Below are 23,205 nucleotides of genomic sequence, written 5' to 3'. Positions count from 1 at the left end.
GGCTATGTCACTTATTTTTATCATAAATCACTTTTATTTGTTTTAAATTCATAGTGAAAGGCAAACAAAGTGTTGAAAATGGCTTTCAATTTTCATTAACAGTGTTTATTATGCAGCCCTTATTGTTTTATTAAAAATGGCGCTACTGGTTTTGGGCTTTGCTGGGGTTCTCCTGGGGGCTTAACAGTCTTTAACGGTGGCGGTTCTATCTGCATTATTCCTAGGGATAGAGTGTATTATAAATGACTGAGACAACTTCTCTCACACCACTCGTCGAATTAAAATCTTTAAATAAAGGTTTTGATGGCAAACAAATTATTTCTGAGCTTGACCTCACGATCCGAAATGGGGAGTTTCTCACCATTCTGGGGCCTTCTGGTTGCGGTAAAACGACGGTTTTACGTCTGATTGCTGGATTAGAAGATGTGGATGACGGTCAAATTATTCTTGATGGTCAGGACATTACAGATATTCCTGCGGAACAACGTTTCGTGAATACTGTTTTCCAAAGCTATGCATTATTCCCACACATGACCGTATTTGAAAATGTGGCATTTGGTTTGCGCATGCAAAAAACACCCAAAGCGGACATTCAAAAACGGGTGGAGCAAGCCTTGCATATGGTGCAATTGGCGGATTTTGCAGAGCGTATGCCGAACCAACTTTCGGGTGGTCAACAGCAACGCGTGGCAATTGCGCGTGCGGTTGTCAATCGTCCCAAGGTTCTGCTATTGGATGAGTCTTTATCTGCGCTGGATTATAAGCTGCGTAAACAGATGCAAAATGAGCTGAAAGCCTTACAGCGCAAGCTGGGGATTACGTTTATTTTTGTGACTCATGACCAAGAAGAAGCACTGGCCATGTCCGACCGTATCATTGTGATGCGTGAAGGAAAAATTGAGCAAGATGGTACGCCGCGTGAAATTTACGAAGAGCCGAAAAACCTGTTTGTTGCTCAATTTATCGGTGAAATCAATATTTTTGATGCAAAAGTATTGCATCGTATTGATGAACAAAGAATTCGTGCCAACGTTGAAGGGCATGAATGTGATATTTTCACCGATTTACCGGTCACAGAAGGTCAGCATTTAAACGTCTTATTGCGCCCTGAAGATTTACGCGTTGAAGAAGTCAATGACGCTGACAATCACCCTGGGCTGATCGGTTACGTGCGTGAACGTAACTATAAAGGTATGACGTTAGACTCAGTGGTTGAGATGGAAGATGGTAAAATTATTATGGTCAGCGAGTTCTTTAACGAAGATGACCCTGATGTCGACCACTCCCTTAACCAAAAAGTTGCCGTGACTTGGGTTGAAAGCTGGGAGGTAGTTCTGGATGATCATTCGTAAGCATAAAATCTTGCAGAATGTGATTATCACGGGCGTTGTCGCTTGGCTGTTACTCTTCGTCTTTCTGCCAAACTTAATGATCATTGGCACCAGTTTTTTCACGCGCAGTGATACGAATCTGGTGGATCTGGTGTTTACTTGGGACAACTACATCCGTCTGTCAGACCCGATGTATGCCCAAGTGATGCTGCATTCGTTGAATATGGCGTTAATCGCCACTTTCTTCTGCCTTGTGATCGGCTACCCCTTTGCGTTTATTTTGGCGAAGCTGCCTAAGCGCGTCCAACCGCTGATGCTATTTCTGCTAATTGTGCCATTTTGGACCAACTCATTGATCCGTATTTATGGCTTAAAAGTGTTTTTAAGTACCAAGGGGTATTTGAATGACTTTTTGCTGTGGATTGGCATTATCGATAAGCCGCTGAAATTGATGTATACCCCAGAAGCGGTGGTATTGGGCTTAATCTATATCTTATTGCCATTTATGGTGATGCCGCTCTATTCCAGTATTGAAAAGCTGGATAAATCCTACTTAGAAGCGGCGCGGGACTTGGGCGCCAATAAATGCCAAACTTTTGTGAAGATTATTATTCCATTGACCATGCCGGGAATTATTGCGGGCTGCTTATTAGTGTTGCTGCCAGCAATGGGGCTGTTCTACGTGGCGGATTTAATGGGCGGGGCGAAAAACCTGCTGATTGGTAACGTCATTAAGAGTCAGTTCTTGAATATTCGCGATTGGCCGTTTGGGGCGGCAACCAGTATTTTCCTCACGGTGATGATGGGGCTGCTGCTGTATGTGTACTACCGAGCTGCTAAGCTTTTGAATAAAAAGGCGTATGAAGAATGATAGGACGTATTTTGCGTGGTGGCTTTATGACCACCATCTACGCGTATCTTTATATTCCAATCATTATCTTGATTGTGAACTCATTCAATGAATCGCGTTTTGGTATTCAGTGGCAAGGTTTTTCGACCAAATGGTATGAGTTACTGAGCAATAATGACAGCCTGCTTGAAGCGGCAGGGCATTCATTAACCATGGCGGTGCTTTCGGCGACGTTTGCGACAATTATCGGCACATTAACCGCCGTTGCTCTCTTTCGTTATCGTTTTAGAGGCAAGCCATTTGTCGGTGGAATGCTGTTTGTGGTGATGATGTCTCCCGATATTGTGATGGCGATTTCATTGCTCGTCCTGTTTATGATTCTTGGCGTCTCATTAGGTTTCTGGTCGCTGTTATTTTCACATATCACCTTCTGCCTGCCTTTTGTGGTGGTGACGGTATACGCGAGATTGAAAGATTTTGATGTGAAAATGTTGGAAGCGGCGCGGGATCTCGGGGCGGGGGAATTTACCATTTTACGGAAAATCATTCTGCCATTAGCACTGCCTGCGATTGTCGCAGGGTGGCTGCTGAGCTTTACCTTATCAATGGATGATGTGGTGGTTTCTTCCTTTGTGACGGGACCAAGCTATGAAATCTTACCATTGAAAATCTACTCAATGGTAAAAGTAGGGGTCTCCCCAGAAGTGAATGCATTGGCAACGGTCTTGTTGCTGATGTCGCTGGTTTTGGTCTGTTTAAGCCAGTGGGTTATGCGCGATAAACACGGTAAAAACGCCGTCGCGAAGTCATCAAAACGTTAAGTTGTACTTGGTGGGTGTCATTTGGGCACCCAATCTTTCCATGCCATCAGGCGAGAGGGTAGGCTTTAACTGAGCCTATGAAGATAGATAAAAAGCACTTTGTTGAGGGAAAATCAGTGATGAAAAAATGGTCCTATCTGCTAGCCGCAGGTTTAATGGCTGCAAGCATTGGCACGGCAACTGCCGCTGACGATAACAAAAACGTACTGTATTTCTATAACTGGACAGAATATGTTCCCCCCGGTTTATTAGAGCAATTTACTAAAGAGACTGGGATCAAGGTGATTTACTCCACCTATGAATCCAATGAAAGCATGTACACTAAATTGAAAACCTATAAAGAAGGGGCTTACGATTTAGTGGTGCCATCGACTTATTTTATCGACAAAATGAGCAAAGAAGGCATGCTGCAAAAGATTGATAAGACAAAACTGCCTAACTTTAAAAACCTCGATCCAAACCTTATCCATAAAGAATTCGACCCAAATAACGATTATTCAGTGCCTTATATTTGGGGCGCAACAGGGATCGGAATTAATGGTGATGCGGTTGATCCTAAGTCCGTCACTTCATGGGCAGACTTTTGGAAGCCGGAATACAAAAACAGCTTACTGATGATGGATGATGCCCGTGAAGTGTTCCAAGTGGCGCTGACAAAACTCGGCTATTCCGGTAACACCACTGATCCAAAGCAGATTGAAGAAGCTTATAACGAATTGCAAAAACTGCGCCCAAATATTCTAGCCTTTAACTCAGACAACCCTGCAACCCCGTATATTGAAGGTGAAGTGGATGTCGGTATGCTGTGGAACGGCTCGGCATTTGTGGCAAGACAAGCAGGATTACCGATTGAAGTTGTATGGCCAAAAGAGGGCGGCATTTTCTGGATGGACAGCTTAGCTATCCCTGCTAATGCGAAGAATGCAGAAGGGGCGCACAAGCTTATCGATTTCTTATTACGTCCTGAAATTGCTGCGCAAGTGGCAGAGTCTATCGGTTATCCGACACCAAACTTAGAAGCGAAAAAATTACTGCCTACGGAAATCGCCAATGACCCATCTCTGTACCCATCGGAAGAGGTATTGAAAAAAGGGGAATGGCAAAGCGATGTGGGGAATACTAATATTCTGTATGAAGAGTATTTCCAAAAGCTGAAAGCAGGGCGTTAATATCGATTCTGTTTGGAAATGGTCAGAGGCATCACCTTGGTGATGCCTTTTTGATATATAAAATCAGTGATTAACGCGCACTATTATGGATAACAAATTTGGCAAAGTTATCTGCCCAAGGCTGCAAGAAATCCTTACTTTTTGGGGAAATAGTATCTTGCTCATCCACCATGCCGTCATACCATTTTAAATAACACTCAGGTTGATTCATCGTCGGCATATTAAGAAATGCAAGGCTATTGCGTAAATGTTGTTGGGCAATTGCGGTGCTAATATTACCAATCGAAACCCCTAATACTCCCGCAGGAATACCATCCCATGAGTTATCACCCCAAGGACGTGAACCTTGGTCAATCGCATTCTTTAATACACCTGGCATTGAGCGGTTATATTCCGGTGTTGCGAAGATAATACCGTCTGAGGCTTTGATTTGGCTCTTAAAATTAGCGACTACCGCGGGTACATTTTGATCGGCTTCTTGGTTATAGAGAGGTAAATCGGCAATGTTGATAAATTTAAAGGTGAAATTAGATGGGAATAATTTAGTGATGGCTTTAGCGACTTTTAGATTATAAGAGTCAGCACGTAAACTACCAACAACCACACCGATATTATACTGATTGGACATAATCAAAACCTCTTCTTATGTTGTGAAAATACAACGAATTCGTATATTTTCTTTGGAATAGGAATTTCTTTAATAATTTAGCATAATAAAATTCATTAAAAATAAATTAAGTTAAATTTAATTTTATCCAATTGTAAATTGCAGGAAATTCATTGCGTTATTTGTTTATATTTTCAAATTAACTTTGTGATTTAGGGTGGCTAAAAAAGAATACTGTGACCTCAATTACACTATTCGTATTTAATTCCTCTCAATATTATCTTCATTGATACGAGTCAAAATAGAACATACCGACTGGTCGGTATTATTCATCCCCATGAACACACTCGCGCATCCAAGAAAAAAAGATCCAATCAAACGACAAGAAGAGTTGCTAAAGGCAGCTAGGATAATCGCTGGTCGAGAAGGTATTTCGGCACTTTCGCTGAATGCTGTCGCCAGAGAAGCGGGCGTGAGCAAAGGGGGATTAATGCACCATTTCCCCAGCAAACAAGAACTTATTCATGCATTGTTTATTCAGCTATTAGACATTATGGACGTGCGTATTGCCGCCATTATGGCGAATGATTCCGATCCTTATGGGCGATTTTCTCGCGCCTATTTGCACTACGTTGGCGAGCTTAAAGACTCCGATGAAAGTTTTCAGCTCGCACTTTTATCATTGGCTATGCCCACAGAGCCCGTGTTGCGTAAATGCTGGCGTGATTGGATGTTAGGGCATCTAGCCCAAGGTGATGCATTTGATAATGGCTATTTGGGGGCTTTAGTGCGCTATGCCGCCGATGGACTGTGGTTATCTGCGTTAACGGAAGGTCCTACATTATCGAGCCAAGAGCGTAATGCCATCATTCAGCGATTAACACAAATTTCGTTTGAAGAAATGGGTTAGTTTTCCAAGGGAAAATACGTCTAAACATACAATGAGGCGATAATGAAATATAAAATCAATGCCTTCATTATTTATGATGCTGTTGATGGCACTTTATCTTTAAAAAAAGATGAGGTGGATACTCAGTTGTCTATTACGGCTAATGCACTCTTATTCTATTTGATTCAAAAAAAAGGCGTAGTTTCCCGTGATGAAGTACTTAAGGCGGTTTGGGATGATAATGGTCTGGTTTCATCAAATAGTAATTTAAATCAATATCTCAGCCTGCTAAGGAAAACATTTCGACAATACGGTATTGAAAATATTATTGTCACTGTTGCACGTGGGCGTTTAGAGTTTAATTCTGAGATTTTATTGGAATTACTCGATGAAGAGACGCTCAATACCACTCGCTTATTAAACAGTTTAAGTGAAATACAAAAAGCCGAAGTGGTTCTGGCACCTTCTTTAGAGACTAAACCTACCGAATCTCCTTCTGAAAAATTACCGCATTCATTACCAAAACAGAAACGTGAAGTTTGCTGGTATCTAGCCAGTGCGGCTTTTTTATGTTGCTCCATTTTATTGGCAACGATGAGCTATTTCTCATCTCAGCCCTCCGCACCAATGATTTTGCCAACGTTAGAACATACCAGCTGCGATGTGTTATCTAATGAAAAAATGATTAACGCTTTCGTTGCTGATAACTACGTGCAAAACTTTGATAAAGTTAGAAAAAATTTAAATTTGGCGTGTAATGATAAAGAGCGTTTTGTCTTCTTTTATGGGGATAAATTACAAAAAAATGGTTTAGGGCGTGTCTTTCTCGCCCATTGCGCTGCCAATGAATCCAACCCATTTAGTTATTGTGATAATTATTTTTATTATTCTTGGAAGCCACAATGAAAATATCGGGAAAGCTATTATGTCTCGTGAGTGCGCTGATCTTCGCGTGTGTTGTGATTTATACACAGTCAGTTGTATTGGCCAATAAAAATTCCGGTCAAATGGCGTGTTCAACCAAGGGGATTATGCGTTTTGAGAATATGAAAGATGAAAACGTTAACGGTAATATTCACTTTAATTTTGGGGCGAACGGCGAGGGCTCTATTGTTGTCGAGGGATATACGACCTCCAGCGCTGGATGGCTTTATTTACAACGATATGTCAAATTCAAATACACCAGCAAACGTATTTCGCCAACGGAACAGCACTATAATATTAGCCACTGGGAAGCCAGTGCTTCCTCGATTGATGAATCCCCTAATGTGATTTTTGATTATTTTATGCGGGAAATGTCAGATAGCCATGACGGCTTATTTATCAATGCCCAAAAACTCAATGATAAAGCGCTACTCTTGAGTTCCATTAATTCCCCTTTGTTTATCTGTACGCCTAAATAAGCGGGTGGACTTGATTGATAGTCCATACCGCGTGGGAGCTTACCCACTCATTCATTCCTATTGGTTTACTGGGCAACGTTAACTAACACGTTGATATGATTTTACTGTCTGGCAATCAGTGCTATCACGCGGTGTGCCTCGTAAAACACAGTATTCCCCTTTCTTCTTATATTCTGATCCTCCCATTTCTCATTAGCTTATGGCTCGGGCGTGAGGCAAACCACACTTATTATTGACCAAATTACCTTCTTGCATCAGCTCAATCACATCTTGTTAACCATTCCTCCAATAAACCGGTTATCCGCATTTATGGTTTTTTCTTCCACCAGATAGATACGTGAATTTTCCAGTTTATTAGCATAGAGATGTGAATTTGCTGCCTGTTGATTATAAATTATGGGTTTTTATTCTAATTATCTTCACTTCATGGATTTATATTTTGTTTTATTTTTTGGGGATTATAGTGATTTTGAAGCCAAAAGCTGCGTTCAATTAATCACCACGCAGACTCAATTGGCATAAATGTTTACTCACAGTTAAGAGGCATCAACGTTCTGGAACATGGCTCTTAGGTGCTGCGGGTAGAGAAAAACGTAACGGCTTCCTTGGAGGAAACAACAATGGGTGATGCATTAGGACTTATTGAAACAAAAGGTTTGGTGGCTTGTATTGAAGCAGCTGATGCAATGTGCAAAGCCGCTAACGTCGAGCTAATCGGCTATGAAAACGTGGGTTCTGGTCTCGTGACTGCCATGGTGAAAGGTGATGTTGGCGCAGTAAAAGCGGCAGTAGATTCCGGTGTTGAATCTGCACAGCGTGTTGGTGAAGTGGTGACATCGTTAGTCATCGCCCGTCCACATAACGATATCAACAAAATCGTGATTAAACATAAAGCATAGCGTTTGCGGGGGAAATATGGGTGATGCATTAGGTCTTATTGAAACACAAGGACTCGTTGCTTGTATCGAAGCAGCTGATGCGATGTGTAAAGCCGCTAACGTGGTGCTGATTGGCTATGAAAATGTGGGTTCTGGGTTAGTCACCGCCATGGTGAAAGGGGATGTTGGCGCAGTTAAAGCGGCAGTTGATTCTGGCGTTGAATCTGCATCTCGCATTGGCACCGTCGTGACTTCTCTGGTTATCGCTCGTCCACATAGCGACATCCAGAAAATTGTCTCTCAGTATAAAGTCGCAGAATAAATAGGAAATTTACTTATGAAAGAAGCTCTTGGCTTAATTGAAACCAAAGGTTTAGTGGCGTGTATCGAAGCTGCTGATGCAATGTGTAAAGCCGCTAACGTCGAGCTAATCGGCTATGAAAATGTCGGCTCTGGGCTCGTCACCGCCATGGTAAAAGGCGATGTGGGTGCCGTTAATGCTGCGGTTGAATCCGGTGTCGAAGCTGCGAAGCGTGTTGGCACCGTGGTGACTTCTCGTGTGATAGCAAGACCACACAATGATATCGGCAAAATTGCGCAGCAGCACAAAGCTTAATCATTAGAAGTATTAGATAAAACAACAAATTAGTAAGTTTAATCTTTTGACTCCGGTACGGGGGAAGACATGGTTGCATTAGATAAAGATCTGCAATCCAGACAACTGGCTAGAGAGCTGGTTAGAAATGCGAAACAAGCGCAAAAAATCTTTGCGACTTTTTCGCAGGAGAAAATCGACAGTATTGTTAAACACATTGCGACAGAATCTGCTCGTCATGCAGAAGAGTTAGCAAAAATGGCGAATGAAGAGACGGGTTTTGGGAAGTGGCAAGACAAGGTCCTGAAAAATACGTTCGCTTCAGTTCGTGTGTATGAACATATTAAAGATCTGAAAACAGTTGGCATCATTAATGATGACAAAATCAATAAAGTTATGGATGTGGGAGTTCCGTTAGGGGTGATCACGGCGCTGGTGCCTTCGACTAACCCAACTTCAACCATTATCTATAAAACATTGATTGCCTTGAAAGCCGGTAACGCAATCGTCTTCTCCCCCCATCCAAACGCGAAAGCATGTAGTTTTAGAACGCTTGATATCGTAAAAAAAGCGGCTCTTGAAGCGGGTGCGCCAGCAGGTATCGTCGATGGCGTGACGATGCTGACACTGGAAGCGACAAAAGAATTAATGCACAGCAAAGATGTTTCTCTCATTCTGGCAACGGGTGGAGAAGGTATGGTACGCGCCGCTTATGCATCTGGCACACCAACCATCAGTGGTGGTCCTGGTAACGGTCCTGCTTTCATTGAACGTAGCGCGGATATCAAAAAAGCAGTCAGTGACATTATTACCAGCAAAACGTTTGATAACGGTGTGATTTGCGCATCAGAACAATCCATCATTGTTGAACGCTGCATTTACAACGACGTTCACCGCGAATTATTAGCCCAAGGCGCTTACTTCATGAATGAAGATGAAGCGAAACGTATGGCTTCGATGCTACTGAGAGCGAATGGCACGATTAACCCTGAAGTCGTAGGAAAAGACGCGATTACGTTGAGCCAACGTGCAGGCTTTAGTGTTCCTGCTAACACTCGAGTATTAATTGCATTACAAGACACTGTCTCACCGAAAAACCCGTATTCACGGGAAAAACTGTGCCCAATCTTAGGCATGTATGTTGAAGAGGATTGGCGCTCTGCGTGCCACCGCGTTGTTGATTTGCTGACTAACGAAGGCTTAGGACACACGCTGGTGATCCACACGCAAAATGAAGATGTTATTCGCCAGTTTTCTCTCGAAAAACCAGTTAACCGTATTTTGATTAATACGCCAGCCGCACTGGGTGGAATTGGCGCAACCACCAATATTACGCCAGCGCTGACATTAGGATGTGGAGCGATTGGAGGTGGTTCTAGTTCTGACAACGTCGGTCCGATGAACTTGCTCAATATCCGTAAAGTCGGTTATGGCGTGCGTTCCATTGATGATTTGAGACAACCCGCACCAGTGAGTGCTCCGGCTTACTCAACATCGCCAATTGCACCGACTGGGCATGGAAATCAAACGTCTGTCAGTATTCTCGATGATGACCGTTTTCGTCAGGCTCAACCAGTAAAAGCTCAGAGTAATAGCACTGCGGATAACCGATTTGCTAATGCAGTGAGTCATGCTGATGTTGTTGAAGCGGTTGCCACTCATGGGGATATCACGGAAGAGAATGTCGAGCAGATTATTAAGGCCGTTCTCGGACGCCTAAATAAGTAATTCATTGAGATAAGGCGGGTAAATCATGATTTTGGCAAAGGTAATTGGACATGTTGTCGCAACGCAGAAATGCCAAGAGCTTAGTGGCAGTAATTTACTGATGATCACGGCGCTTGGGGATGATCTCAAACCGTTGAAGGACAAAACGTATGTTGCGGTGGACAGTGTAGGCGCAGGTATTAATGACCTTGTTCTAGCGGAAGAGTACTTCGCATTGAATAAAGACAAATACAAAGCGATGTCCGTGGTTGCCATTGTTGAAAAAGTGTATCGAGACGGTAGGGAGTAAATAACGCATGAACCAGTTTTTGATTAAACCAAGGGTGCAATTCGGTGCGAATGCTTTGGATTATTTATCTCAGGTTAACGCCCAGCACGCGTTTATCGTAACCGATAAAGCGATGGTGAAATTTGGGTTAGCCGACGAGGTGATTCATCGATTATCTCAACAGGGAATTTCATTTTCTCTGTATGACGATGTCGTGCCTGACCCGGAAATCTCGTCCATCGTAAAAGGCATGAAAATCATGGATAGCCAATATCCAGATTTAGTGATTGCACTGGGCGGTGGTTCGGTGATTGATGCGGCAAAAGCGGTTATTTACTCCCTATGGCATACCCGCCAAGACAGCCATAGAGCCAAACCTCATTTTGTGGCTATTCCGACAACCAGCGGAACAGGCTCTGAAGTCACGTCTTTTTCAGTGATCAAGTCTCACTCTGAGAAGTTGGTGTTGGTTGATGAATTTATGTTGCCCGATGTGGCGATTTTAGACCCTGTTTTAGTGAAGTCAGTCCCTGCCGCTATCACGGCAGATACGGGAATGGATGTGCTATGCCATGCCCTAGAAGCTTATGTTTCACGCAGTGCCTCTGACTTTTCAGATGCGCTTGCCGAGAAAGCTGTTCAGTTGGTGTTTGCTCACTTAATAGATTGCTATCGCGACGGCAGTAACTTAGTGGCTCGTGAAAAAATGCATAACGCATCGTGTATTGCAGGAATGGCATTTACCAACGCATCCCTTGGGATCACCCATAGCTTAGCGCACGCACTTGGCGGCGTGTTCCACATTCCACATGGTCGCGCGAATGCGCTATTGATGGCTCAAGTGGTGGCGTTTAACGCGGGCCTGGAAGGGTGCTGTGAAACCAACGCGGCGAAGCGTTATGCCGATTTAGCCAGAAAACTTAATTTACCCGCTTCAAATATACGTGAAGGCGTTGAGAGCTTAATTATGGCAATCAACGTATTGAAAGATGAAATGAATATGCCGAAAGGCATTCACGCTACAGGCGTCAATGAAACTGATTTTAATGCCCGTTTAGGGGAAATGGTTGGACAGGCGTTACGCGATAGTTGCACTCCGACTAATCCACGGGACGTAAATGAAAAGCAGCTAGAAGCACTGTACAGACAGTCTTTTTAATAGTTAACGCTTTTTATGTGATGAATAACGAACTAGAAAGAACATCAGGAGAGGCTAACATGGCCAAATATGCTTTGACCCCACGTGTAAAAACACTGGCTGAACGTTTAAGTGCTCGCAATTGCTCAATCATTACCGAACGTGCCAACATTCTTGAAACTGTCAGAAATCAATTAACAGGGGCACCTCAAGCGATTAAACCCGCTCAGCGTTTTTATGAGTTTATTCGCAATTTCCCTGCTTTTATTGCACAAGATGAATTGATTATTGGTAGCCAATCTTCAACACCCCGTGGTGCAATTTTCCATACGGAAGATGAAGTACACAGCCAGAGTATTTATGAGTTTTTAGCGGGTGATAGCGCAATCGCCGCACCGGATTATTTAGTCGTTCTGAATGTCGGGTTTGCTGAAATTAAAAATCAGCTAGAAAATCGCGTCAGAAATATTGGCAGCGCCGTTAGCCGTAATAGTATCGATGAAGCAAATAACTGCCGTGCGGCAATTTATGCCTGTGATGCTGCCATCCATTTTGCAAACGCTTTAGCAGTAAGAGCAGAGAATCTTGCGGCCACAGAAGCTAACCCATATCGTCGTGCCGAATTACAAGAAAGCGCGGAAGTATTACGCCAAGTACCTGCAAAACCAGCACAAACCTTTAAAGAAGCTTGCCAAGCGTTCTACCTATTACAACTGATTTTGCATTTAGAAAATGGCAGCTATGCCGTGAACCCAATGGGTTTCGACAAAGCCGTTTATCCATTCTATCAGCGCGACATTGAGCAAGGTCGATTAACTCAACAACAGGCTTACGAGATTGTTGAAAGCTTATGGCTAAAACTGGCTGAGTTGTCAGAAGTGCGTGCAACGCGTGCCATTGATGGTTATCCAATGTTTGATGCACTTAAAGGCGGTGTCTACCTTAATGATCCGCAAGTCTGCATCAACGAACTTTCCGCGATGATGCTTTCTGCTCATGAAAATATCAGTGCAATTAATGCCGGGTTAAAAGTCCGTTTATATTGCGGTCAAGCAAGCTCACAGCCTCAATATTCTGCGGCTTCAGCCAGTTATGTGGCACCATCGGCTCAGCAAGATAATGAATTCAAAGTGATGGAAGGGCTAACGCCTCGCTTACAGCGTTTACGTAACCGTTATCTAGAAGCGCGTCCAAGCGTGTCTATCTATCGCGCATTAGCCTTTACTGAAGTGGTGAAGAATAACCCAGGTTTACCGCCGATTTTATTACGTGCAAAAGCGTTTCGTCGGGCATGTGAAACTGCGCCTATCTTGATTCAGCCTGAAGAGCTGATTGTCGGTCACCCATGTGGTAAAGCGCGTGCAGGTGCATTTTCACCTGATATTGCATGGCGTTGGGTGGTGGATGAACTCGATACGATGAGTACCCGCCCACAAGATCCATTTGTGATCTCCGAAGAAGATAAAAAAGTGATTCGTGAAGAAATCGCGCCATTCTGGGAAGGTCGTTCTCTGGATGAAATTTGTGAAGCGCAATATCGTGAAGCCGGGGTTTGGGAATTCAGCGGCGAAACCTTTGTGAGTGACTTGTCTTATCACCAAATCAATGGCGGAGGCGATACTTGCCCTGGTTATGACGTATTGCTTTTCACTAAAGGCATGAATGGCATTAAAGCGGATGCTCAGGCAAAACTGGCTGAGTTAAGCATGAAAAATCCAGATGACATCGACCGCATCTATTTCTATAAAGCCTCAATTGAAACCTGTGAAGGTGTGGTGGCTTATGCTCATCGTATTGCTGAACATGCTCGTGAACTGGCTTCTCAAGAGACAGATCAGAAACGACGTGAAGAGTTACTGACAATTGCTCAAGTGAACGAAAATGTACCGGCGAACCCACCAAAAACATTGCAAGAAGCACTGCAAAGCATTTGGACTGTGGAATCCTTGTTTGAAATTGAAGAAAACCAAACAGGATTGTCATTAGGTCGTTTAGATCAATACTGTTTCCCAATGTATGAAAGCGATATTCAATCGGGCCGTTTAACCCAAGACCAAGCACTGGAAATGATGCAGGCGTTTATCATCAAATGTGCGGAATTAATGTGGATGTCCAGTGAGCTGGGCGCTAAATATTTCGCTGGATATCAGCCATTTATCAACTTAACTGTGGGTGGTCAAAAACGCTCGGGTGGTGATGCGTGTAACGATTTAACGTACTTAATTATGGATGCAGTTCGTTTCGTTAAAGTTTACCAGCCATCATTAGCATGCCGTATTCATAACCAATCTCCACAAAAATATATGGAAAAAATCGTGGATGTAGTGAAAGCCGGTATGGGCTTCCCTGCCTGTCACTTTGACGATTCCCATATCAAAATGATGCTGCGTAAAGGCTTTGATTTTGAAGATGCTCGCGACTATTGCTTAATGGGCTGCGTGGAACCACAAAAATCAGGTCGAATTTATCAGTGGACATCAACGGGTTACACCCAGTGGCCAATCGCCATTGAGTTTGTTCTGAACCGTGGTCGGATGGTGCTGTTTGATAGCCACCAAGGTTTAGATACCGGGGATCTGCGTAACCTGAAAACCTTCGAAGATTTCGATAATGCTGTGAAAGCGCAAATTGCCCATATTGTTCGCCTGTCGGCGATTGGTACGGTCATCAGTCAGCGTGTTCACCGTGATGTCGCGCCAAAACCATTGATGTCTTTGCTGGTGGAAGGTTGTATGGAGAAAGGGAAAGATGTTGCGGCGGGTGGTGCAATGATTAACCACGGTCCAGGGCTGATTTTCTCTGGTCTAGCAACTTACGTTGACTCAATGGCGGCTATTCGCAAAGTGGTTTATGAAGAGGGTCGCTATACCTTAGAGCAAGTGCGTGATGGCCTGCTTGCCAACTTTGAAGGTTATGAAGAGTTACGTCGTGATTGCCTGAATGCACCGAAGTTCGGTAATGATGACAACTATGTCGACCAATATGCATTGGATATTACTGAATGGACTGAACGCGAGTGCCGTAAGTACGACATGCTGTATTCCACATTGAGTCACGGCACATTATCCATTTCTAACAATACACCGATTGGCGAGCTAACCGCCGCGACTGCGAATGGTCGTTTAGCGTGGATGCCGCTGTCAGATGGAATTAGCCCAACTCAAGGGGCAGATAAACAAGGTCCAACGGCAATTATTAAGTCCATCAGTAAGATGAACGTGGAAACGATGAACATCGGTATGGTGCATAACTTTAAGTTCTTAAAAGGCTTATTGGATACACCAGAAGGTCGCAATGGGTTAATCACGTTGTTAAGAACGGCATCCATTTTGGGTAACGGTCAAATGCAGTTCAGCTACGTTGATAACGAAATGCTGAAAAAAGCACAGCAAGAACCTGAGAAATATCGTGACTTAATCGTTCGTGTTGCTGGCTACAGTGCTTACTTCGTTGAGTTATGTAAAGAGGTTCAGGACGAAATCATCAGCCGTACCGTGATTGAGAAATTCTAAACCAAATCTGGGGGGGGATAGGCTGCTATTCCCACCGTACATAATAAAAACAATAAGTTTGAAACTGTTTTGGAGATGCAATGATGAACACAGCGGCAGAAATCAGAGGGCGGATATTTAATATCCAGAAATACTCAATTTATGACGGTGATGGCATTCGAACCCTGATCTTTCTTAAAGGATGCAATATTCGTTGCCCTTGGTGCGCTAACCCTGAAGGGCTAAGTAGCCAGTTCCAAGTGATGTTTTCCCACGATAAATGCGTTGGGTGTGGGAAATGTGTGGATGTTTGCCCTGCGGGGATCCATTACATGACCACCAATGAACAAGGGGAAGCAGTCCACCGCGTGAATCGTAGTATTGACTGCATCGGTTGCCGCAAATGTGAGGAAGTGTGCATTTCTGATGCGCTAGACATTATGGGAAAAGATGTCACGGTCTCTGAAATGATGGAGATCATCATGCAGGACTACGATTTTTATATTTCCTCTGGTGGTGGTGTCACGATTGGTGGCGGTGAAATGAGTTTACAGACAGATTTTGCCGTTGAGCTTTTGCGTGAATGCAAAAAAATGATGATCAATACGGCGATTGAAACACAAGGTACAACGTCATTAGCGAATTATGAAAAGTTAGCCGAAGTTGTCGACCTATTCCTGTTTGATGTTAAACATATCGATACCGTTGAGCACAAAAACCTGTTTGGTATTGGTAATGAAAATGTGCGTCGTAACCTCGAAAGATTAATGGAACTAGGGGCAAATGTGGTGATGCGCATGCCTTTAGTTCGCGGATATAACGATTCTTTTGATGCAATAACAGGTGCAATTGAATACGCCATGGAATTGTCGAAACGCGGCAATTTAAGTCGAATTGATATTCTGCCTTATCACCAGCTTGGTCGCGGAAAATACGACAAGCTCGACATGATTTATCCCATCAAGAAAGACCCAACCTACAGCGTGGAAGAGTTAGATCAATTAGAGGCTTTCTTTAAAAAATTCGATTTCGATATTCGACTGGTTCGTCACTAAGTAGGAGAGAAAAATGAAAAGTTTAGGCGTCATTGAGACTTACGGGCTGACATCAGCAATACAAGCTGCGGATGCTGCATGCAAAGCGGCGAGTGTCGAGATTATTGGCTACCGTAAAATCGGTTCTGGTTTAGTTTCTGTCTGTTTTCAGGGGGAAATTAGTGCAGTAAGAACCTCCGTTGATCATGGTGCATCGGTTATCAGTCATCAAGACCTATTAAAAGGCACATTAGTCATTGCTCGCCCAGAAGAGCGAGTGATCACCCAGCTGTTATCCGCTAAGAATAAAGCGAGCGAAGAAGAGAACAGTGTTGAAAAACCGGTCGTTGAGGCGCCTGTGACGATGACTGTCGAGACTGCCGCTGTGGAGCCAAAAGCTGACGTGCGTAAAGGGAAAAAATCATGATAAACCAGCAGCTGATGGGAAAAATTCTGTCTCGCTTAGCTATGTCAAACCCAGCCTCAATGATTGATAGTCCCATTGCTATCCCTGTGGGTGTTTCAAACCGTCATGTCCATCTTTCGCAAGAAGATGTTACCGCGCTTTTTGGTGAAGGTTATCAACTGACGCCATTTAAAGATTTGAAGCAACCAGGTCAATTTGCGGCAAAAGAGTGTGTGATGGTGGTTGGACCTAAAGGGTCGATCAGTAAAGTGCGAGTGTTAGGACCAACACGACCAACGACTCAGTTGGAAGTCTCGAAAGCAGATTGTTTTGCATTAGGTATTAAAGCGCCAGTACGTGAATCTGGAGATTTAAACCAATCGGGGAGTGCGCTGTTAATCGGTCCTGCCGGGCACGTTAATCTGTGTGAACAAGTCATTTGTGCTCAGCGCCATATTCACATGAATTTAATGGATGCAAGGTCGCTAAATGTCGCCAATGGACAGCGAGTGTGTGTTCGCACTGAAGGGGAACGTAGCCTCGTATTTGATGAGGTGGTTGTTCGAGTGGATGCAAGGTTTTCTCTGGAATTTCATATTGATACAGATGAAGCAAATGCGGCAGGGTTACGCAACAGTGACAGCGTATTTGTTGTCAGCTAAGGACTAAACGAGCGGTGGCAATATGAACGAAAAAATGATTGAGCAGATAGTGTTACAGGTACTGCAACAGCTGAAACGGCGAGTATTGGTGTTATTGTTCCCAAGCCAAGACTATCAACAGGCGGTTTATCAGCGTTTGTTGCAGTTACCTTCAATGTCTTTTTCTTTCTATGCCACCAAGGAGATGCTAACGCAATCGACGATCAATCAATGGAAAGAAATTGGGCAATGTTTTGATATTCATACCTTTAATATGGAAAAGCTCGCAGAGTTTCATGGGGTTTTTCTCCCTTTTATAGGAACTAAGGTACTGAATGAGGTTGTGAATGGGTTGGCAATCAGCGAAGAGAGCGAAATTATCATCCAAACACTTTCTCGAAATATTCCTATTATGGCATTGAAATATCATTGCTGCCCTGACAGTGATTTGAACCAAATATTAGGTTTGAATAAAAATGAACATTATAACCGCCTTATTAAAGAGAATATAAATAAGGCTATCTCATTAGGTATTCAATTCGATACATTTAATAATATTGAAAATAAAATGCTCATTAAAAATGATGAGATATCGAGTGAAAATAAAATAAACCAGAATCGCTATATTACTTTGAGAGAAGTAATGAATGACCCAAAGGAATATTCCCTAAATAAAAATAAATTAACAGATTCGGCAATGGATTATTTAAAGTCTCTAAAAAAATAAATTTTATTTCAATTTAATATTTTAAACGTCTATCTATGTAGGAGTATTATCTATGTCCTCTAAAGCAAAATCATGGCTTTGGATGCTAGCGGTTATTATTTCTGAAACCTCTGCAACATCCACATTGAAAATGTTCGATAATAGTGAAGGAACAACTAAATCATTATTATTAGGTCTGATAGTGATTCTTTATGTTATCTGTTACTACTCTCTTTCTCGTGCAGTGAAATATATTCCGGTTGGGCTAGCGTATGCGACTTGGTCGGGTACCGGTATTTTGATGGTTTCAACTTTAGGTATGCTGTTTTATGGGCAGCACCCAGATATGGCGGCAATGATTGGGATGGGGGTTATTGCCTCTGGGATCGTGATTATGAACCTGTTTTCTAAAATGGGCTCGGATGAGGCGGAACCGGCTGAAAATTCGGATGCGTCACTGTCTTCAACCAACAAAGTTGCTCATTAATAAGAAGAGAGAAATATTATGTTTACTGGATTTTTATGGTTGGCATTATCAATTGGTTCAGAAATCACGGGTACATCGATGATCAAAAAAACCAATAGCTTTAGTAAATTAGGTCCATCAATTTTAGTGATTGTGGCTTATTGTCTGTGCTATTTCGCGTTAACACGTGCAATGGGGTATATCCCTGTTGGGGTTGCGTATTCTTTATGGTGTGGGTTTGGTATTGTCGGTGTGACGTTAGTTTCGATGATTTTATATAAACAAAAACCGGATGTACCCGCAGTTTTCGCGATGGGATTAATTATCTCCGGCGGCATCATTATGAATACTTTTTCAAATATGTAATCTCACGTTTTATCTCTCTTGTACCCATTGATTATTGCCTGCCATTATCAGGTGATAATCAATGACGGTTTCACAACATAAAATGAATGTTTGACGCTAAGAGCCTCTATCTATCCTATGCTAATTTAAGCCATTACCATCGTTTAATTTAGGAATAAAGATATGCAAATTATTGAGTGGGACGACTTTACGAAAGTGGAAATGCGTGTTGGTACGATTATTCGTGCAGAAGTGAACAGTAAAGCGAAAAAGCCCGCTTATGTGATGGAAGTGGATTTAGGGGAATTGGGAGTAAAGTGCTCAAGCGCACAAATTACCGTGCATTACACCCCTGAAAGTTTAATTGGCAAACAGGTTTTATGTGTGTGTAATTTTGAAGTTAAACGTATTGCTGGCATAAAATCTGAAGTGTTAATTACAGGTGCTCCCGATGAAACAGGTGCAATTGTATTAGCTGAATTTAATCTACCTGTGCCGAATGGTTCTCGCCTAGCTTAAGCCGTAAGGCGCAGACCATAGACAAACCCATCAGGTTTGGAAATGGCTCGTTTGGGTTGTAAAATTAACGAGGAAAATCAATTCATTGATTTTCGCCTGATAACACAAAGAGGGAAAACCACGTTTTTATCCCTCTTTGTCATCAACCTAAGCTGTCAGGCTGCATTTTTTTGATTAAAACCGTATACTCCTACTGTATGCCACCCAGTAGGAGCTTGCCTTGTTATTACCTGAATTGCACTATCGCCAATATTCTCAAGAGGTTATTTCTCATCAACATGATGGGCAATGGCAGGTGGTATTTGCGTTATCAGGGGCGATGGAAATCAATATGCATCGCCAACACTGGCTGCTAAATGCAGGTCAGGGTGTCGTGATCCCGCCGAGTGTTAGCCATGCTTTCAGTGGGCAAGATGGGAATCAAAATTATGTATTGGAAATGCCTGCAACGGCGCAATGGTCAGTAAATGAAAAAATGACGCATTTCACGCTGACGCCAGCGGCGGTGGGGTTATTAAATTGGCTACAACGTTTTCCTCAAGCGCCGGAACAAAACTTTGCCGTTGCTCGCCTATTATTAGCCCAGTTAAAACCAGAAAACCGTTGGGTTGATGAGCTGGTTCATTGGGTAGAGTTACGTCTGCATTTACCGATAAGCTGCGAAGATATTGCCTGTGCATTTTATATGTCAGTCAGTACCTTACAACGTAAGGTGAAGGCTGAAATGGGGATCACCGTCATGCAATTTTTATTGCAAAAACGGATGGAAGCCGCAGGAAGTCTATTATTGACTCACCAAACCATCGAGCATATTGCCACTTTGGTGGGGTATGATTCTCACTCTGCTTTTAGCCAAGCATTTCGTAAGTTTTACGGTAAAACCCCTCAGGAATATCGCCTACAATCCCTACCCAAACGCTAATTTTTCGCTATTTAGACTCTAAGTGTTCTGAAATTGTCACGGCGTATTCGCCATATAAAAAGTCGGTATTGATATTTGCTTGCTTGAGTTTTAGCTCGAGTAACGCCAATTGCTTGCTGATGGCAACATAATTGGGGTCATCAGCAGAGAGTTGCTGCAGCATATGGCATAAATTCAACGCTTCTTTTTTCTGTTGTAGTTCAGGCGGCAGATACCCAGAATTTTTAAGAATACGATAACTCGCCCTTAATTCTTCAGGAACTTGGCTGTCATCATCAAGCTGCAAAGGTTTCCCTTCACCATTGAGATTGGATAACTCCCCTTTATTTAAAGCGTCTTGAATATGACGCTCTGCCCAAAGATCAATGACAGACATTATGGCTCGCCCTGTAGTGAATAGGCTTCGATTATAGCGCTGATTAATCTAGATTAAAAACGTACATTAATCAGGCTAATTGGTATTTTACTTTGTTTTATCTAACTCAAATTTATTGTAACTGTAAAAATAGGTATTAATCGAATTAAATGGAATAAAACCGACGAAATTTGATATCTATTTGGTTGAAAATAATAAGAAATGGTTTGTTAATATTATTAAAATGTTAGCTTGACCACATTTTTGTATTTTTATGATATTTAATTTTTATGGTTTTAATTTTTAACATAAATAAAATTTAACAAAGTAAATATTCTATTTTTACTATCCGTACGTTTATTGTTGGTTAATGTATTCGATTTGTATCAAATTTGTTGGTTTGAATTTATATACTTGTAATTAGGTGAAGAGAAAAACATTGTGTAATGTTCATTTCTCTTGTTTATAAGGAGAATTCATGGAACAAAAAAGGCAAGAGGGTAGCCGTTTTTTACGAACGGTTGAGTGGCTGGGAAATGCTCTGCCACATCCTGTTATTCTATTCATTATCTTAATTGGGATTTTATTAGTCTCTTCCGCCGTTGGTCAGTATTTTGGCATTAGCGTACCAGATCCTCGCCCCGAGGGTGCGAAAGGTCGTGCTGAAGACGGAATCATTCATATTGTTAGCCTGTTAGATGCTGAAGGTATTCGTAAAATTCTGTCTAATGTGGTCACCAACTTTACTGGATTTGCGCCTCTTGGCACGGTATTAGTTGCCCTTTTAGGGGTAGGGATCGCAGAACGTGCCGGTTTATTATCAGCGGCAATGCGTCTGATTGTTATCAAAGCACCTCGTAAATTAACCACCGTTGCGATTGTTTTTGCTGGGATTATGTCTAATACAGCGGCAGAACTCGGGTATGTGGTATTGATACCACTGGCTGCGATCATTTTCCATTCATTAGGTCGCCATCCATTAGCTGGGCTTGCTGCTGCATTTGCAGGGGTATCCGGTGGATATTCAGCGAACTTACTATTAGGAACAGTGGATCCGTTACTGTCAGGGATCACTCAGCAAGCCGCTCGAATTATTGACCCTACCTATATCGTCGGGGCAGAAGCAAACTGGTACTTTATGTTTGCCAGTACTTTCTTGATCACTATCTTGGGTTATTTCATCACAGAGAAAATTGTTGAGCCGCAGTTAGGTCCTTATCAGGGCGGTGGTGTCGATGAAGATGAAGATAAACTCCGCGCCTCAGCCGAAGTGACGCCACTTGAGAAAAAAGCGCTGTTCTGGGCATCGGTGACTTTTTGGGGATTAGCGGCAATATTAGCCTTAATGGTGGTGCCGGAAAGTGGAATTTTACGTAACCAAGAAACTGGGTTAGTGAGTAATTCACCTTTCTTAAAAGCAATCGTGGTGTTTATCTTTATTTTCTTTGCAGTTCCAGGGATTGTTTACGGCTATATTGCAAAAACCATGCGTAGCGACAAAGATGTGGTTGATGCGATGGCAAGCGCAATGAGCACTTTGGGTCTCTATTTAGTCATCATTTTCTTTGCGGCACAGTTCGTTGCATTCTTTGGCTGGACCAACATTGGTCAAGTGATTGCGGTCAAAGGTGCTAATTTCTTAAATAGTATCGACCTACATGGTGGAATATTATTTGTTGGCTTTATTCTGATTTGTGCCTTTATTAACTTGATGATCGGCTCTGCTTCGGCTCAATGGGCTGTGACAGCACCGATATTTGTACCAATGTTAATGTTGGCAGGCTATTCCCCTGAAACTATCCAAGCGGCTTATCGTATTGGTGATTCAGTGACCAATATTATTACGCCAATGATGAGCTATTTTGGCTTAATTATGGCCATTGTCGTCAAGTATAAGAAAGATGCAGGGATTGGTACTCTGGTTTCAATGATGTTGCCATACTCGATTATTTTCTTTATTGGTTGGTCTCTGTTCTTTATTATTTGGGTATTTATTTTGGGACTACCGGTAGGACCTGGATCACCAATTTATTTTACTCCTGGAAGTTAATCTAATAATTAATTTATAAGGGCAAATGGATTTTTATTTGCCCTTTATTATTTTTGAATTTTAATCTTAAATTGGCTATAAAGTGATAATCATAAGATAGCTTATTTTATGGGCTATTGTTAGTTTGTTGGATTTATAGCATTAAATATTTGTTGTTCTATTAATATTATCCTAAAGTTAATTTAGATGGTCAGTTTGCTTTTATGGCTATGTCAATAATAGACTTGTTTTCAGTTTTCTTTTTATTTGTTATTTTTAATAAAAATAAGGTGAATAATATGTATAGAATGACAGTTTCCGCAAAATTATTTCTGGCATCTTTCTTTACTTTTTTATTTATGTTTCCTATTTTTTGTTATTTAATCATTTTTCAATAATCAAAATTTTTTTATTTAAATTGAGTGTTTTTTTCCGATATACCGTGAAAATAAAACACGCCGATTGTCATGTAAGCGTCATTTGCTAGAGATATGGCCGTCATTAATCTGTCATGTGTTGGCGATATTTCTGTCATTTCTCGGTGATAAATTCTCTCTCGAACATAAACTGCGTGAATTCGCACATTTTGGTGTAAATCTCTGCGGATAAACTTC

25 protein-coding genes are annotated in these 23,205 nt (G+C 42.2%); 23 read left to right on the top strand and 2 right to left on the bottom strand.

Annotated elements, in window-relative coordinates:
* Positions 1-242 precede the first annotated feature (242 nt).
* From potA to potD, 4 genes are all read left to right on the top strand, one after another.
* A complete protein-coding gene (gene potA, locus ACY3ZI_RS18190; RefSeq protein ID WP_108479516.1) occupies positions 243-1,352 on the top strand; it encodes a spermidine/putrescine ABC transporter ATP-binding protein PotA in 1,110 nt (369 codons plus the stop codon).
* The gene (gene potB, locus ACY3ZI_RS18185; protein ID WP_211886977.1) at positions 1,339-2,202 is read left to right on the top strand and encodes a spermidine/putrescine ABC transporter permease PotB; all 864 of its coding nucleotides are present in this window, start codon (positions 1,339-1,341) and stop codon (positions 2,200-2,202) included. Before potA ends, potB begins: the two co-directional genes overlap by 14 nt.
* Positions 2,199-3,002, top strand: coding sequence for a spermidine/putrescine ABC transporter permease PotC (gene potC, locus ACY3ZI_RS18180; protein WP_036949236.1), 804 nt, complete (start codon positions 2,199-2,201; stop codon positions 3,000-3,002). The genes potB and potC overlap by 4 nt, the downstream gene beginning before the upstream one ends.
* Positions 3,003-3,121: 119 nt before the next feature.
* Complete coding sequence (gene potD, locus ACY3ZI_RS18175) at positions 3,122-4,171, top strand: spermidine/putrescine ABC transporter substrate-binding protein PotD (protein WP_224059281.1); 1,050 nt, start codon at positions 3,122-3,124, stop codon at positions 4,169-4,171.
* A 70-nt stretch (positions 4,172-4,241) separates the two neighbouring features.
* On the opposite strand, the gene ACY3ZI_RS18170 is transcribed toward potD, so the two are convergent.
* Entirely contained in the window at positions 4,242-4,799 is a 558-nt protein-coding gene (locus ACY3ZI_RS18170; RefSeq protein WP_211886981.1) for an NADPH-dependent FMN reductase, read from the bottom strand.
* A 316-nt stretch (positions 4,800-5,115) separates the two neighbouring features.
* On the opposite strand from ACY3ZI_RS18170, the gene ACY3ZI_RS18165 reads away from it, so the two are divergent.
* The 18 genes from ACY3ZI_RS18165 (at position 5,116) to ACY3ZI_RS18080 (ending at position 20,207) form a co-directional block, all read left to right on the top strand.
* Positions 5,116-5,688 (top strand): TetR/AcrR family transcriptional regulator, encoded by a 573-nt coding sequence (locus tag ACY3ZI_RS18165; RefSeq protein WP_036949239.1) that lies wholly within the window; start codon positions 5,116-5,118, stop codon positions 5,686-5,688.
* Between the two features lie 42 nt (positions 5,689-5,730).
* Positions 5,731-6,573 (top strand): transcriptional regulator, encoded by an 843-nt coding sequence (locus ACY3ZI_RS18160; RefSeq protein WP_036949241.1) that lies wholly within the window; start codon positions 5,731-5,733, stop codon positions 6,571-6,573.
* Entirely contained in the window at positions 6,570-7,070 is a 501-nt protein-coding gene (locus tag ACY3ZI_RS18155) for a FidL-like protein (RefSeq protein ID WP_108479514.1), read from the top strand. Before ACY3ZI_RS18160 ends, ACY3ZI_RS18155 begins: the two co-directional genes overlap by 4 nt.
* A 620-nt stretch (positions 7,071-7,690) precedes the next feature.
* Positions 7,691-7,969: a BMC domain-containing protein gene (locus ACY3ZI_RS18150; RefSeq protein WP_004249182.1), complete on the top strand. Its 279-nt coding sequence runs from the start codon at positions 7,691-7,693 to the stop codon at positions 7,967-7,969.
* A gap of 16 nt (positions 7,970-7,985) precedes the next feature.
* Positions 7,986-8,270, top strand: coding sequence for a BMC domain-containing protein (locus ACY3ZI_RS18145; RefSeq protein WP_006658500.1), 285 nt, complete (start codon positions 7,986-7,988; stop codon positions 8,268-8,270).
* 15 nt (positions 8,271-8,285) lie between these two features.
* On the top strand, positions 8,286-8,564 hold the full coding sequence (locus tag ACY3ZI_RS18140) for a BMC domain-containing protein (RefSeq protein ID WP_006658501.1): 279 nt from the start codon (positions 8,286-8,288) through the stop codon (positions 8,562-8,564).
* A gap of 69 nt (positions 8,565-8,633) precedes the next feature.
* The gene (locus ACY3ZI_RS18135) at positions 8,634-10,271 is read left to right on the top strand and encodes an acetaldehyde dehydrogenase (acetylating) (RefSeq protein ID WP_211886982.1); all 1,638 of its coding nucleotides are present in this window, start codon (positions 8,634-8,636) and stop codon (positions 10,269-10,271) included.
* Between the two features lie 25 nt (positions 10,272-10,296).
* A complete protein-coding gene (locus ACY3ZI_RS18130; RefSeq protein ID WP_036949246.1) occupies positions 10,297-10,560 on the top strand; it encodes a EutN/CcmL family microcompartment protein in 264 nt (87 codons plus the stop codon).
* A 7-nt stretch (positions 10,561-10,567) separates the two neighbouring features.
* On the top strand, positions 10,568-11,698 hold the full coding sequence (locus ACY3ZI_RS18125) for a 1-propanol dehydrogenase PduQ (RefSeq protein ID WP_036949247.1): 1,131 nt from the start codon (positions 10,568-10,570) through the stop codon (positions 11,696-11,698).
* Between the two features lie 59 nt (positions 11,699-11,757).
* Complete coding sequence (gene cutC, locus ACY3ZI_RS18120; protein ID WP_487375626.1) at positions 11,758-15,189, top strand: choline trimethylamine-lyase; 3,432 nt, start codon at positions 11,758-11,760, stop codon at positions 15,187-15,189.
* Between the two features lie 83 nt (positions 15,190-15,272).
* A complete protein-coding gene (cutD, locus tag ACY3ZI_RS18115; RefSeq protein ID WP_132496489.1) occupies positions 15,273-16,223 on the top strand; it encodes a choline TMA-lyase-activating enzyme in 951 nt (316 codons plus the stop codon).
* A 13-nt stretch (positions 16,224-16,236) separates the two neighbouring features.
* Complete coding sequence (locus tag ACY3ZI_RS18110) at positions 16,237-16,629, top strand: BMC domain-containing protein (protein WP_211886986.1); 393 nt, start codon at positions 16,237-16,239, stop codon at positions 16,627-16,629.
* Entirely contained in the window at positions 16,626-17,270 is a 645-nt protein-coding gene (locus ACY3ZI_RS18105) for a phosphate propanoyltransferase (RefSeq protein ID WP_211886987.1), read from the top strand. The genes ACY3ZI_RS18110 and ACY3ZI_RS18105 overlap by 4 nt, the downstream gene beginning before the upstream one ends.
* Positions 17,271-17,292: 22 nt before the next feature.
* A complete protein-coding gene (locus ACY3ZI_RS18100; protein WP_487375625.1) occupies positions 17,293-17,976 on the top strand; it encodes a hypothetical protein in 684 nt (227 codons plus the stop codon).
* A gap of 52 nt (positions 17,977-18,028) precedes the next feature.
* A complete protein-coding gene (locus ACY3ZI_RS18095; protein ID WP_036949253.1) occupies positions 18,029-18,442 on the top strand; it encodes a DMT family transporter in 414 nt (137 codons plus the stop codon).
* Positions 18,443-18,460: 18 nt separating this feature from the next.
* On the top strand, positions 18,461-18,787 hold the full coding sequence (locus tag ACY3ZI_RS18090; protein WP_036949254.1) for a DMT family transporter: 327 nt from the start codon (positions 18,461-18,463) through the stop codon (positions 18,785-18,787).
* Between the two features lie 162 nt (positions 18,788-18,949).
* A complete protein-coding gene (locus ACY3ZI_RS18085; RefSeq protein WP_036949256.1) occupies positions 18,950-19,285 on the top strand; it encodes a tRNA-binding protein in 336 nt (111 codons plus the stop codon).
* 220 nt (positions 19,286-19,505) lie between these two features.
* Positions 19,506-20,207 (top strand): helix-turn-helix transcriptional regulator, encoded by a 702-nt coding sequence (locus ACY3ZI_RS18080; protein WP_211886991.1) that lies wholly within the window; start codon positions 19,506-19,508, stop codon positions 20,205-20,207.
* Between the two features lie 7 nt (positions 20,208-20,214).
* Here the strand turns inward: ACY3ZI_RS18080 and ACY3ZI_RS18075 are convergent, their stop codons facing one another.
* Positions 20,215-20,583, bottom strand: coding sequence for a DnaJ family domain-containing protein (locus ACY3ZI_RS18075; protein ID WP_036949565.1), 369 nt, complete (start codon positions 20,581-20,583; stop codon positions 20,215-20,217).
* Between the two features lie 457 nt (positions 20,584-21,040).
* On the opposite strand from ACY3ZI_RS18075, the gene ACY3ZI_RS18070 reads away from it, so the two are divergent.
* Entirely contained in the window at positions 21,041-22,612 is a 1,572-nt protein-coding gene (locus ACY3ZI_RS18070) for an AbgT family transporter (RefSeq protein ID WP_487375624.1), read from the top strand.
* The last annotated feature ends 593 nt before the right edge of the window (positions 22,613-23,205 follow it).

This window comes from Providencia sp. LY12 (genome assembly GCF_057621555.1).
The sequence above is the reverse complement of the archived record's forward strand: the minus strand, read 5'-3'. Positions and strand labels throughout refer to the sequence as shown.